This window comes from bacterium (assembly GCA_028821235.1).
Lineage (GTDB): Bacteria > Actinomycetota > Acidimicrobiia > Spongiisociales > Spongiisociaceae > Spongiisocius.
Map to the genome: position 1 here is coordinate 1 of JAPPGV010000056.1, position 15,388 is coordinate 15,388.

12 protein-coding genes and 1 pseudogene are annotated in these 15,388 nt (G+C 68.6%); all 13 read right to left on the reverse strand.

Features of this window, described 5'->3' with window-relative positions:
- Positions 1-342: 342 nt before the first annotated feature.
- The 13 genes and pseudogenes from OXK16_05985 to pyrR all read right to left on the reverse strand — a co-directional run bounded on the left by OXK16_05985 (position 343) and on the right by pyrR (position 15,121).
- Entirely contained in the window at positions 343-2,178 is a 1,836-nt protein-coding gene (locus OXK16_05985) for a hypothetical protein (GenBank protein ID MDE0375498.1), read from the reverse strand.
- The gene (gene metK / locus OXK16_05990; GenBank protein MDE0375499.1) at positions 2,124-3,305 is read right to left on the reverse strand and encodes a methionine adenosyltransferase; all 1,182 of its coding nucleotides are present in this window, start codon (positions 3,303-3,305) and stop codon (positions 2,124-2,126) included. Before metK ends, OXK16_05985 begins: the two co-directional genes overlap by 55 nt.
- A gap of 36 nt (positions 3,306-3,341) precedes the next feature.
- The gene (gene coaBC / locus OXK16_05995) at positions 3,342-4,604 is read right to left on the reverse strand and encodes a bifunctional phosphopantothenoylcysteine decarboxylase/phosphopantothenate--cysteine ligase CoaBC (protein MDE0375500.1); all 1,263 of its coding nucleotides are present in this window, start codon (positions 4,602-4,604) and stop codon (positions 3,342-3,344) included.
- 263 nt (positions 4,605-4,867) lie between these two features.
- Positions 4,868-5,092, reverse strand: a pseudogene (gene rpoZ / locus OXK16_06000) (DNA-directed RNA polymerase subunit omega).
- Positions 5,093-5,173: 81 nt separating this feature from the next.
- Positions 5,174-5,716: a guanylate kinase gene (gmk, locus tag OXK16_06005; protein MDE0375501.1), complete on the reverse strand. Its 543-nt coding sequence runs from the start codon at positions 5,714-5,716 to the stop codon at positions 5,174-5,176.
- 41 nt (positions 5,717-5,757) lie between these two features.
- Positions 5,758-6,069, reverse strand: a complete 312-nt coding sequence (gene mihF, locus OXK16_06010) for an integration host factor, actinobacterial type (GenBank protein MDE0375502.1) — start codon at positions 6,067-6,069, stop codon at positions 5,758-5,760.
- A 217-nt stretch (positions 6,070-6,286) separates the two neighbouring features.
- Positions 6,287-7,048: an orotidine-5'-phosphate decarboxylase gene (gene pyrF, locus OXK16_06015; protein MDE0375503.1), complete on the reverse strand. Its 762-nt coding sequence runs from the start codon at positions 7,046-7,048 to the stop codon at positions 6,287-6,289.
- Positions 7,045-7,974 (reverse strand): dihydroorotate dehydrogenase, encoded by a 930-nt coding sequence (locus tag OXK16_06020; GenBank protein ID MDE0375504.1) that lies wholly within the window; start codon positions 7,972-7,974, stop codon positions 7,045-7,047. Before OXK16_06020 ends, pyrF begins: the two co-directional genes overlap by 4 nt.
- Complete coding sequence (gene carB / locus OXK16_06025; protein ID MDE0375505.1) at positions 7,962-11,207, reverse strand: carbamoyl-phosphate synthase large subunit; 3,246 nt, start codon at positions 11,205-11,207, stop codon at positions 7,962-7,964. Before carB ends, OXK16_06020 begins: the two co-directional genes overlap by 13 nt.
- Entirely contained in the window at positions 11,207-12,370 is a 1,164-nt protein-coding gene (gene carA / locus OXK16_06030) for a glutamine-hydrolyzing carbamoyl-phosphate synthase small subunit (protein MDE0375506.1), read from the reverse strand. The genes carB and carA overlap by 1 nt, the downstream gene beginning before the upstream one ends.
- Positions 12,367-13,689 carry a dihydroorotase gene (locus OXK16_06035; protein MDE0375507.1) on the reverse strand — a complete coding sequence of 441 codons (1,323 nt, stop codon included), beginning with the start codon at positions 13,687-13,689 and terminating at the stop codon, positions 12,367-12,369. Before OXK16_06035 ends, carA begins: the two co-directional genes overlap by 4 nt.
- On the reverse strand, positions 13,689-14,615 hold the full coding sequence (locus OXK16_06040) for an aspartate carbamoyltransferase catalytic subunit (GenBank protein ID MDE0375508.1): 927 nt from the start codon (positions 14,613-14,615) through the stop codon (positions 13,689-13,691). The genes OXK16_06035 and OXK16_06040 overlap by 1 nt, the downstream gene beginning before the upstream one ends.
- Positions 14,591-15,121, reverse strand: coding sequence for a bifunctional pyr operon transcriptional regulator/uracil phosphoribosyltransferase PyrR (gene pyrR / locus OXK16_06045; GenBank protein MDE0375509.1), 531 nt, complete (start codon positions 15,119-15,121; stop codon positions 14,591-14,593). The genes OXK16_06040 and pyrR overlap by 25 nt, the downstream gene beginning before the upstream one ends.
- Positions 15,122-15,388: the final 267 nt, after the last annotated feature.

A 15,388-nucleotide genomic window follows, 5' to 3' on the forward strand; every position in this document is an offset into this window, starting at 1 on the left:
AGGAGCACGCCACCACCCATCCTGGCTTGGAGCGTGGTCGGCCATGCCCGGCCGGCCGCCGGGAAACGGCTGTTCGCTCCACGAAGTCTTTCTTCCCTCGGCCGGCCGCTCCGATCGGTCTTACCTCAATCGGCCGGTACAGGTGCTTGGCGATTAGCAAGATATGTCGGGAGTGTGACAGATTCGATCCCCAGTGGAGAGACCGCGAAAAAACAGGGCGTCCAGGGTACGGCGCCCGGGCCGGTGGCACTCCTCGGGCCGGAGGATCGAGTACCTGCTCCCGGCTCGTGGATCCTCGACAGCGGACGAACGCTCCCCGGTGGGAACGGTCGGTGACCGGCGTCAGAAATCGCGGGGGTCCGCATCGACCCGCACTCTCAGACCCTTGCGTCTCAGTTGGACGACCGCCTTCCTGAGCCTCCGCTTGACCCCGCTCAGGACGTCGCCCTGGACCATCCAGCGCAGCCGATCGCCTGCCCGCCCCGGGCCGTACACGATGGCGGCCTCGAGTGCATCGTCAAGGACCGACCCGTCGGCGGTTCCCGCAACCTCGACCACCATCACCTCCCCGATGGGCGGCAGGGACAGGCGCCTGCGGATCGCCAACTCGTCCCTGAGGAATGCGAACGGATCGGCCCGCCGAAGGGCCTCGTAGACGGGCTGGTGAGTATCGGCCGTCTGCAGCATCATCCGGGCCCGCCCGTCGCGCCGGACGGTGGCGGCCACCCGGGACAGCACTGTGAGGGCATCCTCCGCCGCCCGGTAGTTGGTACCCCGCACCAGGCCGTCGGCATCCACCACCACCGCCAGGTCGGAGTTCGGCACCGCCACCAGGTCGGCTTCGGTTCCCACCATCACCTGCCTACCGGCTGACACGTCACCCACGCCGTCCCCGATCAGCCGCCGGACCTCATCGATCACCCGTCCCACGGCGGCGCCAAGGGGCTCGAAGCGGGTCCCGCCGCATGACGAGCACCCTCCAAGCTCGGTCTCGCATCTTGAACAGGTGGCCCGATGATCGGGGCGAGCCCCGCAGCGCGGACAGCTTCGCAGCAGGCGGCACTTCACACACCGGGCAGCCGGTGCGTACCCGCGGCGGTGGGTGAAGACAAACACCCGGCCTCCCCGGCCCACCGCGCCGGCGATGGCGCGCCGGACCCGTTCCGCCAGCAGGCCGTGGCCGGGCGGATCCTCGGTCCGATCCACCACCTGGACCGGTGCCCACAGGCGACCGGGCACGCGGACCACCTCGAGATCCTCCGCCAGGGCGCTGACGGTCGGAACCCGCCCGACCAGGACCAGATGGAAGCCCTCGGCGGATGCCCTGACCCGGGCCAGGCTCCCGGCCGCCACCGTCGGGGTCTGGCGTTCCTTCATGCCGGGGCGGCCCTCCTCTACCAGGACCACCATGGACAGGTCCCGGACCGGCCACCAGACCACCCGCATGGTTCCCACCACGGCCAAACCGCCGGTCGTAGCCGCCTTCGACCACACCGCGGTGACCGCGGCGTCGTTCTGATCACTCACCTCCAGCACCCGGGCACCCAGATCGTGCCGCAGCCCGGCGGCGAGACGTGCGGCTTCCACCACCGTCGGAGCGACCACCAGGACCGACCTCCCCGCCTGCAAGGGAGCGGTGACCGCCCCCCGCACCAGGTCGGTCCAGCCGGCGCCCGCCACGACCTGGACCGACCGGGGAGGTCCTCCCCTCGCCGCAGCCTCCGCCACACCTGCTAGAGGACCGCCGGCCGGCGGGACACCCGGCAGACCGGCAGGAGGCGGCCGCTTGGGCAGGTTGGGCGGAGCGGTCTTGGCCAGCACCCGGGCGAGCGGCGCCACGTAGTGGTCCGCCGCCCAGAGAAGCGCCGGGAGCATGCCGGCTGTGAACGCGGGAATATCGGAGGAGAGCGCTCGGACTTCTCTCAGATCGTCCGCAGCTTCATCGCCCGCGGTCGATTCCAGGCCGACCACGTAGCCGCGTACCCGCCGGCCGGCCAGGGGCACCCGGACGATGGCACCCACCTCCACCTGGCCCTCCAAGGACGGCGGAACCCGATACGAGAAGCCTTCGTCGACCGCCAGGGTGGCGACATCAGGGACTACCCGGGCGACAACAGCCTGGGTCAGGGTCGGCTCGCCGCTTTCTTCAACTCGCAGGCGTCGGCGGTCGACTCCCAGGGGAAGTCCGGCCGTCCGAAGTGACCCAGGGCAGAGGTCTTGGCATAGATGGGCCGGCGCAGGTCGAGCTTGCGCAGGAAGGCCGCCGGCCGGAAGTCGAAAAAGGACTTGACCAGGTTCTCCAGTTCGACCGGATCGATACAGGCGGAACCGAACGCGTCCACGTAGACCGAGAACGGGTTGGCCTGGCCGATGGCGTATGCCACCTGGATCTCGCACTCGTCTGCCAACCCGGCCGCCACCACGTTCTTGGCCACGTAGCGGGCGAAGTAGGCCGCCGAGCGGTCTACCTTGGTCGGATCCTTCCCCGAGAAGGCGCCTCCCCCGTGCCGCGCGTAACCCCCGTAGGTGTCGACGATGATCTTGCGGCCGGTCAGGCCGGCGTCCGCCTCGGGCCCTCCTTTCACGAAGCGGCCCGACGGGTTGACCAGGAGCTCGGTTTTGTTGCCTATCAGACTCGACCCGACCCCCATCAGCACGTGCTCCCTGAGGTCCTCGCACATCTGGCCGTCCTCGACATCGGCGGTGTGATGGGAGGAGATCAGCACCCGCTCCACCCGCACCGGCCTCGAGCCTTCGTAGGCCACGGTGACCTGGGTCTTGCCGTCCGGGCGTAGGTAGTCGAGTAAGCCCTCCACTCTCACCTCGGTGAGGCGCTCGGCCAGGCGATGGGCCAGCTGGATCGGCGCCGGCATCAACTCGTCGGTGTCCCGGTTGGCGTATCCGAACATCATCCCCTGGTCACCCGCCCCGAGCTGATCCAACTCGTGCTTGGAGCCCTGCCGGGCCTCGAGCGCCTGGCTGACACCGCCGGCGATGTCGGCGCTCTGGCTCCCGAGGAGCACCTCGACAGCAACCTTGTCGGCGTGGAAGTCGACGTCGTCGTACGTATATCCGATATCGGCGATCGCCGCTCGCACCACCGCTTGGAGGTCCAGCAGGCCGGCGCGGTTGGTGGTCTCCCCGGCCACGATCACCTTCCTGGGAGTGACCATGGTCTCGCAGGCCACCCGGGCCACAGGGTCCCTCTCCAGGATGGCGTCGAGGACGGAATCCGAGATCCGATCGGCCATCTTGTCGGGATGGCCGGCGGTGACCGACTCGCTCGTGAAGTGGCGGAGCATCATCGCGACCAGTATATGGAGACCGGAGGACGCTCCGTCTCAGGCCCCATCTTCTCTCAGTGTGGTCACGTGTGACCAGATCGCACCGGCCACATCACGCTTGGTCATCATCTCCAGGGGAGTGCGTTCTCCCGCCGCCGAGATGATGGTCACCTGGTTGGTGTCGGTACCGAACCCGCTCCCGGGGCTGGTCACGTCGTTGGCCACCACGAAGTCCACCCCGTACGTGGCGGCCTTGCCCACCGCCCGATCGATACCGCCGGTCTCCGCAGCGAAGCCGACCACGGTCGTTCCCGGTTCCACCCTTTCCACCAGCCCGGCCAGGACGTTGGGTGTGGGCTCCAGGACGATTTGGGGAGGACCGTCGGACCGGGCCAGCTTGGTACCGGCCACATCGGCGGGCCGGAAGTCGGCCACCGCGGCCGCCAGCACCGCCGCGTCTAGCGCCGAGGCCCGCGCCCAGACCTGGTGCGCCATGTCTTCCGCCGACTCGACCGGCACCACTTCGACCGAACACGGCATGTCCGGCGGTGCGGTGGTGGTGACCAGCACCACCGCGGCCCCGCGACGGGCTGCCTCCAGAGCCAGTTCGTGGCCCATCTTCCCCGAGGACCGGTTACCCACGTAGCGCACCGGATCGATGGCTTCCCGGGTTCCTCCGGCGGTCACCAGCACCCTCAACCCGCTCAGGGAGTCATCGAACACCCCCGCCACCGCCGCCAGTATCTCGTCGGGTTCCGCCATGCGACCCATCCCGGAGTCGCCCGCCGCCAGCTCGCCGACGACCGGACCCACCAGGCACCTGCCGTCCTCCTCGAGGAGCCGGATATTGCGGGCTGTGGCGGGTTGCTGCCACATCTCGGTGTGCATGGCGGGCGCCAGCACCACCGGCCCGTCGAAGGCCGCCACCGTGGCGGTCAGGGCGTCATCGGCCAGCCCGTTGGCGACCTTGGCCACCACATTGGCGGTGGCGGGCGCCACCACCAGGGCATCGGCCCAACGGGCCAACTCCGTGTGGGGGCTCGGTCCGGCTTGTTTCGATCCGAAGAGCGTGGTCACCACCGCGTGGCCGGTAATCGCCGCGAGGGTCTGCTCCCCCAGGAAGCGCAGGGCCCCCTCGGTCATGATGGTCCGGACCTGCGAGCCGGCCTCGTAGAGTCGCCGGGCCAGGTAGGCCGCCTTGTACGCGGCGATACCCCCGGAGATGGCTAGTACCAGATGCCGGCCGTGTAGAAGGGTGCTGAAAAGGACGGGGATGGGTTGGCCCGCGCTGTTTTGACCCGAGGTTCTATTGCCGGACATCGAGCCAACAGGACACTTTTCAGTACCCTCCTAGCGGGGGTCTACTGCTCCTCGGAGTTCTCAACGGCGGTCCCCTCTACGGAGTCATCGGAAGCCCCGGCCTCGTCGGAGCCCTCCGCCCCGGCCGGCTCATCGGCAGCGGCTTCCGCCGCCTCCGGCGCGCCCAGGGCCTCGAGACCTGCCACCAGATCACCCTCGTCGAGCGGTTCGGTCTGGTAGGAGAGCAGGACGTCGAGAGTGTCGGGCTCTTGGCTCTCGGCGGTCTCTCCGGTTGCCACCTGCAACTTATCGGCCGCGATCTCCTCGAGAGCGATGGTGAGAGGCTTGTGGCTGAGCGAATGGACCTGGGGCGGAACGTAGCGCCCGATCCCTCCCCCTAGCTGGGTGTAGTAGCTGTTGATCTGGCGAGCACGGCGCGAGGCCAGCAACACGAGGTTGAAACGCCCGCCGGCCTTGCCGATTACTTCTTCAATGGGTGGCTCAATCATGGCGCAGGATCGTCTTTCGGACCGGGAACGGGTTGGGCGCCGGGATGACGGTCTGTCGACCGCCGTCCGGACACCTCTGGCCTAGCTGGATGGTGAGGACCCCAGTATACCGACTATCGCCGTCACCGTAGTGTCGAGATCTGCGTTAACCACGACGTGGGCGAAACGGTGCCAACCCCGCTCGATCTGGTCCTCGGCCAACTTGAGGCGCGTGGCGATCTGTGCCTCCGTCATCCCCCGGCGACCCCGCATCCTGGACTCCAGTTCGTCGAGACTCGGAGGCATGAGGAATATGGACAGAGCATCCGGATAGGAGCCCATCACCTGGAAGGCGCCGTTCAACTCGACATCGAGCAAGACGTCCTGCCCCGTGTCGAGGTAGGCGAAGACCTCATCATGAAGGGTTCCGTAGCGATTGCCGGCGAACTCCGCCCACTCCAGCAACCGGCCTGCTTCGATCAGTCCCGAGAAAGCCTCGTCATCGATGAAGTAGTACTCGACTCCATCGGTTTCGTCAGGCCGCCTGGCGCGGGTTGTTGCCGATACGGCGAAGTGAAAGCTGTAATGAGGGGCCAGAGCCCGGATGACGGTGTTCTTCCCGACACCTGACGGCCCCGAGATGATTACCAGCCGACCGGGCCGGTGGGGGGCTGCCGGTTCGTGGCTCAGCTGAACTTGGCTAGGAGGGCGCTGCGCTGCCGCGCTCCGAGACCCCGGACCCGCCGGTTCTCGGCAATACCGAGCTCCTCCATGATCTGACCGGCCTTCACCTTCCCGGTTCTGGGCATGGAGGTAAGGACGGCACTCACTTTGATGCCACTCACCATGGGGTCGTCGGTAGCCTGCTCGAGCAGTTCACCGAGCGACAACGACCCGTTCTTGAGCAAGCTCTTGATCTCGGCCCGCTTGCGGCGCGCCATCGCTGCCTTCTCCAATGCCCGTGCCCGTTGCTCGGCGTTCAACTGCGGAGGTGCCATAAGGTTCCTTTGCCGTTCCTTCTCTAGCTCTACTGTTCCGACCCGAATCGATGCGCCGGTCCATCCTCGTGCGGACCTTAGGCGCCGGACAGACTCTAGGAGCGTACCCAGAAATGTCCAACTGGCCCGAAACCCGGTGACAACCCCCCAGGGTCAAGGCGTCGCGGGCCAACTGTCCCCGTCTTCATCATCCTCCCAGCCGGTGACCACTTCGCCTTCACAACCCGGGTGAGGTTCCAGGCAAGTCGAGGCCGGAGAGAATGTCGAGAGCGGCCCGGCCCGGTTCCGGAGCTCCGGTGATGGCCCGGCCTATCACCAGGTAGTGCGCGCCTCGCTCCATCCCTTCAGCGGGTGTAGCTGCCCGGGCCTGGTCATGGGAGTCGACACCGACCGGTCGGATGCCGGGCGTGACCCTCAGCAGTTGGGGAGCCACATCCGATATCACGCCCAACTCCCGGACCGAAGTGATGACGCCCTCGCAGCCGGCCTCACGGGCGAGCCGGGCTCGCACCGCGGCCAGTTTCCCCGGTGTTGCAGCCACCCCGGTCGCCGCCAGAGCATCCTGGTCGAGGCTGGTGAGGACGGTGATGGCGAGTATTCCAGCGGCGCGGGCACCCGCCCCCTCGCGCAGACCCTCGACCGCCGCTTCCAGCATGGCCCTGCCCCCGGCGGCGTGAGCGGTTACCCATCGCGCTCCCGCCTCTCCCAGATGGCGGGCGGCCGCCTTGACAGTGTTGGGAATGTCATGCAGCTTGGCGTCAGCGAACACCGGCTTTCCCAGCCGTCCGATCACTCCCACGATGGCGGGACCCGGACCGGTCAGGAGCTCGAGCCCGACCTTGAACCCACCGACATGGGGCGAAAGCTCCCGGGCGAGGCGGACGGCGTCCTCCCCGGTCGGAACGTCGAGAGCGACGAGGATGGGGTTGCACGGTCGGCTCTCGGTAGGGTTCGATCCATCACCCATGCTGCCGGTCATGGTAGGGATTCCTCCCGGAGGGCAACGCCGACCAGGTCGGACACCCGTTCCACGCCATGGGTCCGGCACCATCTCGCCAGCTCGCGGTCGATGCGCCGCGCCGCCCGGGGCTCCGCGAAGTGGACCGTCCCTATCGCCACCGCGCCGGCTCCCGCCATGAGGTACTCCACCACATCCTCACCTGTGACCACGCCGCCGCAGCCCAGGATCGGAACCTCGGGAAGCCGGGTTGCCACCTCCATGACGGCCCGCAACGCGATCGGTTTGAGCGGGGGGCCGGAGTAGCCGCCGCTCCCCGTGGCCACCCGGGGGGTCCCCGACTCGATGTCGATGGCGGCGCCCCACACGGTGTTGCCGATCACAACCCAGTCGGCGCCCGCATTCCAGACGGATGCGGCTATCGCCACGATGTCCGAGGCGTTCGGCGACAGCTTGGCCGAGACAGGGCCCGAGGCGGCGTTCCGAACCGCCTCGATCACCCGGGCCGACGCGTCCGGATCGAGGGCGATCAGCCCGTGCCCGTCGAGGTTGGGACAGGACAGGTTGACCTCCACCGCCTCCACGCCGCCCTCCTCGAGGCCCCTGGCCACCGTGGCGAAACCGGCCGGATGATGACCGACCGCCGAGCCCCAGACAGGGACGCCGGCGCTGTCCAGCAGGGGACCGAACTCCGCCAGCCAGGCTTCGATGCCGGGGTTCTGGATGCCGATCGCGTTGAGCATGCCCACTCCGGCGGGCGCTAGGCGGGGAGGCGGGTTACCGGTCCAGGGCTCGGGCGCCACGGACTTCGCCACCAGCGCCCCGTAGTGGTCGGGAGACGCCACCGATACGAAATCGACCGCCGAGCCCACGGTTCCAGAGGCCCCCACGAGGGGAGAGCGGAGCGTGACCGGCCCCAGGGCGACCGAGCGGTTCAGCGGTGCCAATCCTGCAGGCTCCGTACCTCGTACACGGCCTCCGAAGAACCGCGCAGGCTCCGGATCACCGCCTCGCCACCGGCCACGGTGGTGACGATGGGGACACCGCGCGAGGACGCGGCCCGGCGCATCAACCGACCATCTCCCCTTGCCCGCCGTCCCTGGGGTGTGTTGATGATCATGTCGACCCGGCCCGACTCGATCTGCCAGACCGTGTCTTCGGGACCCTCGCCGACCTTGGGCACGGCTTCGGCCGGTATCCCGCGGGCCTTCAGGAACCCGGCCGTTCCGGGCGAGGCCACCAGGTTCAATCCCAGGCTGTGAAGGGCCTCCCCGATCCGGGCGCCGGCCGGCTTGTCGGGATCCGCGAACGAGAGGAACACCGTTCCCGCCTCCGGGATGCCGCTTCCCGCCGCCATCATGGCCTTCGAGTAGGCCACTCCCGGCCCCGGACCGATCCCCATCACCTCGCCGGTCGCCCGCATCTCCGGTCCGAGCAGGGTGTCCTCCTCGGGGAACCTGTCCCAAGGCAACACCGCCTCCTTGCATGCCACGAACCGCGGTTCGTCCGTCGGGGAGTACACCCCTTCCGCCACCAGATCCTCCAGTGTGGCACCCATCATCACCCGCGAGGCGATCTTGGCGAGCGGGATGCCCTTGGCCTTGGAGATGAACGGCACCGTCCGGGATCCACGCGGGTTGGCCTCCAGCAGGAAGACCTCGTCCCCCCTGACCGCGAACTGGAGGTTGATCAGCCCCCTGACCTCGAGCGCCCTCGCCAGAGCCCCCGTCGCCCCGACGATCGTACGGCGAGCAGCCGCGCCGAGGGTGGGGGGCGGGGTGATGCAGGCCGAGTCGCCGGAGTGAACGCCGGCCTGCTCGACATGTTCCATGATGCCTCCGACCAGCAACTCCGCTCCGTCGTATACGGCGTCCACATCGACTTCTGTGGCCGCCTCGAGGAAGCGATCGATCAGGACGGGAGCCGAGGCCAGGTCGAACCCCGCCTGCTGATCCTTGCCGTACAGGTCGGCCAGGTAAGCGTCGAGCTCGTCTCCCGAGTAGACCACCCGCATGGCCCGGCCCCCGAGCACGTAGGAGGGCCGCGCCAGCACCGGAAAGCCGATGGAGCCGGCCACCCGGGCCGCCTCGGCGGGGCTCGTGGCGGTGCCGTGAGGAGGCTGGACGATCCCCAGCTGCCGGCACAGGGCTGAGAAGCGCTCCCGATCCTCCGCCTCGTCGATGCGGTCCGGAGGAGTGCCGGCGATAGGCGCTCCGTTCGCCTCCAGACGTCCGGCCAGGTTGAGCGGGGTCTGGCCACCCAGCTGGACGACTACCGCCACGGGATCCTCGGCATTGCAGATCTCCAGCACGTCCTCCACCGTCAGGGGCTCGAAGTAGAGGCGGTCGGAGGTGTCGTAGTCGGTGGAGACCGTCTCGGGGTTGCAGTTGACCATCACGGTCTCGTAGCCGGCCTCCTTGAGGGCGAAGGCGGCATGAACGCAGCAGTAGTCGAACTCGATACCCTGGCCGATCCGGTTGGGACCGGACCCGAGGATCACCACCCGAGGCCGGCGGGTTGCCTCCACCTCGCTCTCGTCCTCGTAGGTGGAGTAGAAGTAGGGGGTCCGCGCCTCGAACTCGGCAGCGCAGGTATCGACCCGCTTGTAGGTCGGCCGGATACCGGCGGCTCGCCGGAACTCCCGGATACCGGCTTCGGGCTCTCCCCAGATGTACGCCAACTGCGCGTCCGAGAATCCCATCCGCTTGGCGTCCCGCACCAGATCGGTCCGGGGGGCACCGGCCGCCTCCAGCTCGGCCCGGAGTTCGTAGACCTCCGCCATCTGGTCCAGGAACCACGGATCGACGCCGGTGGATCGGGCCAGGTGCTCCACACTCCGACCCCGGCGGATCGCCTCCCCCAGCTGGAAGATCCGGCCGGAGCTAGGAGTCGCCACCGCCTCATCGAGGGCCCCTTCGGAAACGGCCCGCAAGTCCCTCTCCCCCGGATCGGCGTTGAGCCCGTGCCGGCCGGTCTCAAGGCTCCGCAGCGCCTTCTGCAGGGCCTCGGGGAAGGTACGCCCGATGGCCATGGCCTCGCCGACCGACCGCATCGAGGTGCCCAGCCGGTCGGGCGCCATCGGGAACTTGGCGAAGTCGAAGCGGGGGATCTTGACCACCGTGTAGTCCAGCACCGGCTCGAAGCTGGCCGGCGTGGCGCCGGTGATGTCGTTGGCGATCTCATCGAGGGTGTACCCCACCGCCAGGAGGGCGGCGATCTTGGCGATCGGGAACCCGGTGGCCTTGGAAGCGAGGGCGGATGAACGCGAGACGCGGGGGTTCATCTCGATGATCAACCGGCGGCCGGTGACCGGATCCACCGCGAACTGGACGTTGGAGCCCCCGGTCTGCACACCGATGGCCCGGAGGCAGGTTATGGCCTCGTTCCGCATCTCCTGGTACTCCCGGTCCGACAGGGTCTGGATCGGTGCCACGGTGATGGAATCGCCGGTGTGGACGCCCATCGGGTCCAGGTTCTCGATCGAGCAGACGATGACCGCGTTGCCGCTCCGGTCGGCCATCACCTCCAGTTCGTACTCCTTCCAGCCCACCACCGACTCCTCCACCAGGATCTCGCTCACCGGGGAGGCGCTGAGCCCGTGCCGGGCGATCTCCCCGAAAGCCTCCTCGTCCCCGGCAATACCGGTGCCGCCCCCGCCCAGGATGAAGGAGGGCCGCACCATCACCGGGTAGCCGATCTCGGCGGTGGCCGCCACCGCCTCCTCCATCGATCGGGCGTAGCGGGAACGGGGCGACTCGATGCCTACCGCCGCCATCGTCTCCTTGAACAATCCCCGGTCCTCGGCCCGTTCGATGGCGTCGAAGCTCGCGCCGATGAGTTCCACCCCGAGGCGGTCGGTCACACCCGACCGGGCGAGCTCGGCGGTCACGTTGAGCGCGGTCTGCCCGCCCAGCGTGGGCAGCAGGGCATCGGGTGACTCGTGTTCCAGAATCCGCTCGACGATCTCGGGTGTGATCGGTTCGAGATAGGTGGCGTCGGCGAACTCGGGATCCGTCATGATGGTGGCCGGGTTGGAGTTCACGAGGATCACCCGGTAGCCCTCCGATCTCAGCACCTTGGCCGCCTGGGTACCCGAATAGTCGAACTCGCAGGCCTGGCCGATCACGATCGGGCCGGAACCGATGACCAGGATGCTCTCGATATCGGTGCGCTTGGGCATCAGCAGTCCTCCGTTCCGAGCCCCATGAGGGCCAGGAAGTCGTCGAACAGCCCCAGCGCATCGTGTGGGCCGGGGGCCGCTTCCGGGTGGTACTGGACCGACATGGCGGGGATGTCCAGGCATCGCAACCCTTCCAGGGTCCCGTCGTTGAGGTTCTGATGGGTGGGCCGCACCTCACCGAAGTCGCTTGTGACCTGCTGGGGCAGGAGGTCGGGACCGGCCAGACCCTTGCGCTCAGGCGCCTTCCGGCCTTCCAGCGACCAGAGGTCGACCGCGAACCCGTGATTCTGGGCGGTGATCTCCACCCGGCCGTCCTCGAGGCGGCGGACCGGATGGTTGCCGCCGTGGTGGCCGAAGGGGAGTTTGAACGTGGTGGCGCCGAGAGCCAGGCCGATCACCTGGTGGCCCAGGCATATGCCGAACACGGGAACGCCGCCGAGCAACGCCCGCACCGTGCCGATGGTGTGCTCGAGCGGCTCGGGATCCCCCGGCCCGTTGGTCAGGAAGACGCCGGTCGGATCGAGACCGAGAATGTCCTCGGCGGTGCAGGTCGCCGGCAGGACATGGACCTCCAGCCCGCGCCCGGCCATCCGCCTGCCTATGTCGCGCTTCATGCCGAGGTCGATGGCCACCACCCGGCCCACCGGATCACCATCAGGATCGAACCGGTACGGCTCCGGGGTGGAAACGCCGGTAGCCAGGTCCTGCCCTTCCATCCGGGGGGCCTCCGCGGCCAGCACCGCCAGCTCCTCGGGCCCGACCCCGGCGCCTATGGCGACCGGCATCGCCCCTCGGTCCCGCAGGTGGCGGGTGAGCCGCCGGGTGTCGAGGTCGGCGAGGGCCACCATCTCGTGGGACCGCAGGTAGGCGGCCAGGGTTCCCTCGGCGCGCCAGTTGGAGTGCCGGAGCGACAGCGAACGGACGATCAGGCCGCGGGCGGCCGGCCTGGCGGCCTGATCGTCGTAGTCGCTGACCCCGTAGTTGCCGATGTGCGGCGAGGTCATGACCACCACCTGGCCGGCATAGGAAGGATCGGACAGCACCTCCTGGTAGCCGGTCATGGAGGTGTTGAACACGGCTTCTCCGACCCGGACCCCTTCCACGCCCACGGATCTACCCTCGAATACCTCCCCGTCGGCCGTAACCAGGAACCCGCTGCTCATCGGAGCGCTCCGGCCCCGGGAGACGGAGCGGGCACGTCGAGCCGCGCTGAGTCATGCGTGAGGAGTCCCTCGCGGAACGTGAAGCGGACCCGACCGGCCAGCGGCACTCCTGTGAACAGGGAGTTGGCCGACTTGGACAGGAACAGCTCGGGAGTCCACTGCTCGTGCCAGTCCACCACCACCAGGTTGGCCGGTATGCCGGGTTCGATCCAGTTGCCGTGGTCCTCGAGCGAGGCAATCGTCGCCGGGGTGACCGACATCCGCTCGAAAAGCAGCCGAGGGTCCGGATCAAGGACGGCGCGGACGGCGGAGAAGGCCGTCTCCAGTCCGGTCACGCCCTTGGGCGCCTCCTCGAACGGAACGTCCTTCTCGTGGGCGGCGTGGGGCGCATGGTCGGTGGCGACCGCATCGATCACGCCGTCGCGGAGCCCGTCACGGAGTGCCTCGATGTCGGCAGGCGTGCGGAGCGGCGGATACATCTTGGCCACCGGATCCATCGACAACACCTGGTGGTCGGAGAACCAGAGGTGATGCGGGCTCACCTCGGCGGTCACGTTCACCCCCCGGTGGCGGGCGGACTCGATCAGGTCCAGGGTCCCGGCACAGCTGACGTGCTGGACGTGATAAGCGGCGCCGGTCAACTTGGCTACGGCCAGATCACGGGCCACGATCACCGTCTCGGCCTGGGTCGGGATCCCTCCCATGCCGAGCAACGACGACACCCGGCCCTCATGCATATGCCCGCCCCGTCCCAGTCCGGGGTCCTCGGCGTGCTGGGCGATCACGCCACCCCTCGACTGCAGGTACTCCATGGCCCGCCGGAGCAGGCCCGAGTCGGCCACCGTGACACCGTCGTCGGTGAAGAGCCGCACGCCGGCGGCGAACAGATCGTCCAGATGGGATAGCCGGAGGCCTTCCATTCCCATCGTGATGCATCCGGCCGGGATCACGTCGACCAGCCCCACCTGCCGGCCCCGGTCGCGGACGTAGCGGGCCAGGTGGCCTGCGTCGGTGGGCGGATCGGTGTTGGGCATGGCGACCACCGCGGTGAAACCGCCGGCTGCGGCCGCCCGGGATCCGGAGCCGATGTCCTCCTTCCACTCCTGTCCCGGCTCCCGGAGGTGGGCATGGAGGTCCACGAAACCGGGTCCCACCACCAGGCCCGAGACATCGATGACCGTCCGGTCCGCCCGGGTGCGCTCCGTCATCTCCGGGTGAGGTCCCACGGCGGTCACCCGACCGCCTTCGATGAGGACGTCCGTCCGGACCTCGCCGGTCGGTGTGAGAACGCCACCGCCGGTCAGGAGGATCCCGCCCATCACTTACCTCCCAAGAGGCGGAACAGGATCGCCATCCGCACCGCCACGCCGTTGGTCACCTGGTCCAGGATCAGCGCCCGGGGATGACCGGCCACCAGGTCGTCTATCTCCACACCCCGGTTCATCGGACCCGGGTGAAGCACCACCGCATCGTCGGGAAGGCGGGCGAAGCGGTCGCGGGTCATGCCGTAACGGGATACGTACTCCGGCAGCGAGGGAAACACCGAGGCCCCTCCCCGCTCGGTCTGGATCCGAAGCAGGTAGGCGGCGTCGACCGACCCGACTACCGCGTCGAAGTCATCGGTCATCTCGACCGGCCAACCCTCGCAATTCACCGGTTGGAGGGTCCGGGGCGCCACGAGAATCACCCTGGCGCCCAGGGTGGTGAGGGCGAACACGTTGGATCGGGCCACCCGGGAGTGGCGGATGTCGCCCACGATCGCCACCCGCAGGCCGTCCAGGTCGCCGAATCGGCGGCGCAGGGTAAGGGCGTCAAGCATGGCCTGGGTGGGATGCTGATGGGCGCCGTCGCCGGCGTTGATCACCTGGCACCCGGTCCATCCGGCAATCCGCCACGGGGCGCCGGTGGCCCGGTGGCGCACCACCATCAGGTCCGCGCCCATCGCTTCGATGGTCAGTGCCGTGTCCTTGAGGCTCTCCCCCTTGGACAGGGACGAACCGGACGCGGAGAAGCTCATCACGTCGGCCGAGAGTGCCCGGGCGGCCCGCTCGAACGACAGCCGGGTGCGGGTGGAGCTCTCGAAGAACAGGTTCGCCACCAGCTTGCCCTGGAGAGCGGGAACCCTGGGAATGGGGCGGGACAGTACCCGGGTGAACTCGTCGGCCAGGTCGAGTATGTCTTCGAGGTCGTTCCGGGTCAGGTCTTCGGTGGTGAGGAAGTTCAACTCCGTGCCCCCTGCACCCACACCCCGTCCTCGCCCCCATCGATCTCGCCCAGCCTCACCGAGACCCGTTCGGCGACAGAGGTGGGAAGGTTGCGTCCAACGTGGTCGGGACGTATCGGAAGCTGGCGGTGTCCCCGGTCCACGAGTACCGCCAGCCGCACCGCCTCCGGCCGCCCGAAGTCGTTCAGTGCGTCCAGCGCAGCCCGCACGGTGCGGCCTGTGTAGAGGACATCGTCCACCAGCACCACGGTCCGGGCCGTGATGTCGACAGGAAGCTGGGTCCCCGACAGCGGGGTGGTGGGCCTGGTCGACAGGTCGTCGCGGTGCAGGCCGATGTCCAGGGCGCCCACCGGCACCCGGGCACCCCCGACCTCCTCGATGACCGCGGCGATGCGGTGGGCCAGGGGTACTCCTCGGGTGTGAATCCCCACCAGCACCGGAAGGACGTCCCTCGACTTCTCGATGATCTCGTGCGAGATACGGGTCAACGACCGCCTGACGTCGGCGTCGGCCATCACCATGGGCATCAGCTACCTGCGTCCTCCTCGGGGCCACGTATCAACCGGAAGGGGTGAGGGGAAGCGGTACGGGAAGGCACGCCGGAGCGTGCTCGCCGCGGCTCGGGCGCCGCTTGGCGCGAACTCGGGTCTCCTTCCCGGCCTCACCGGACCGGATTAAAGGTTCGGGCAACGCTAGCAGGATCGGAGCGTCCCGAAGACCGGGACCTGCGTTCCTGAGCCCTGCGGGGACGTACCCGGTCCGGCGATCACCCCACTTCCCATCCCGCAGGACGG

Bases quoted from the DNA above. Each gene is read 5' to 3' on its own strand.
- coaBC (MDE0375500.1), bottom strand. From the start codon at position 4,604: ATGTCCGGCAATAGAACCTCGGGTCAAAACAGCGCGGGCCAACCCATC.
- pyrR (MDE0375509.1), bottom strand. From the start codon at position 15,121: ATGCCCATGGTGATGGCCGACGCCGACGTCAGGCGGTCGTTGACCCGT.
- metK (MDE0375499.1), bottom strand. From the start codon at position 3,305: ATGATGCTCCGCCACTTCACGAGCGAGTCGGTCACCGCCGGCCATCCC.
- pyrF (MDE0375503.1), bottom strand. From the start codon at position 7,048: ATGACCGGCAGCATGGGTGATGGATCGAACCCTACCGAGAGCCGACCG.
- carA (MDE0375506.1), bottom strand. From the start codon at position 12,370: ATGAGCAGCGGGTTCCTGGTTACGGCCGACGGGGAGGTATTCGAGGGT.
- OXK16_06035 (MDE0375507.1), bottom strand. From the start codon at position 13,689: ATGGGCGGGATCCTCCTGACCGGCGGTGGCGTTCTCACACCGACCGGC.
- carB (MDE0375505.1), bottom strand. From the start codon at position 11,207: ATGCCCAAGCGCACCGATATCGAGAGCATCCTGGTCATCGGTTCCGGC.
- mihF (MDE0375502.1), bottom strand. From the start codon at position 6,069: ATGGCACCTCCGCAGTTGAACGCCGAGCAACGGGCACGGGCATTGGAG.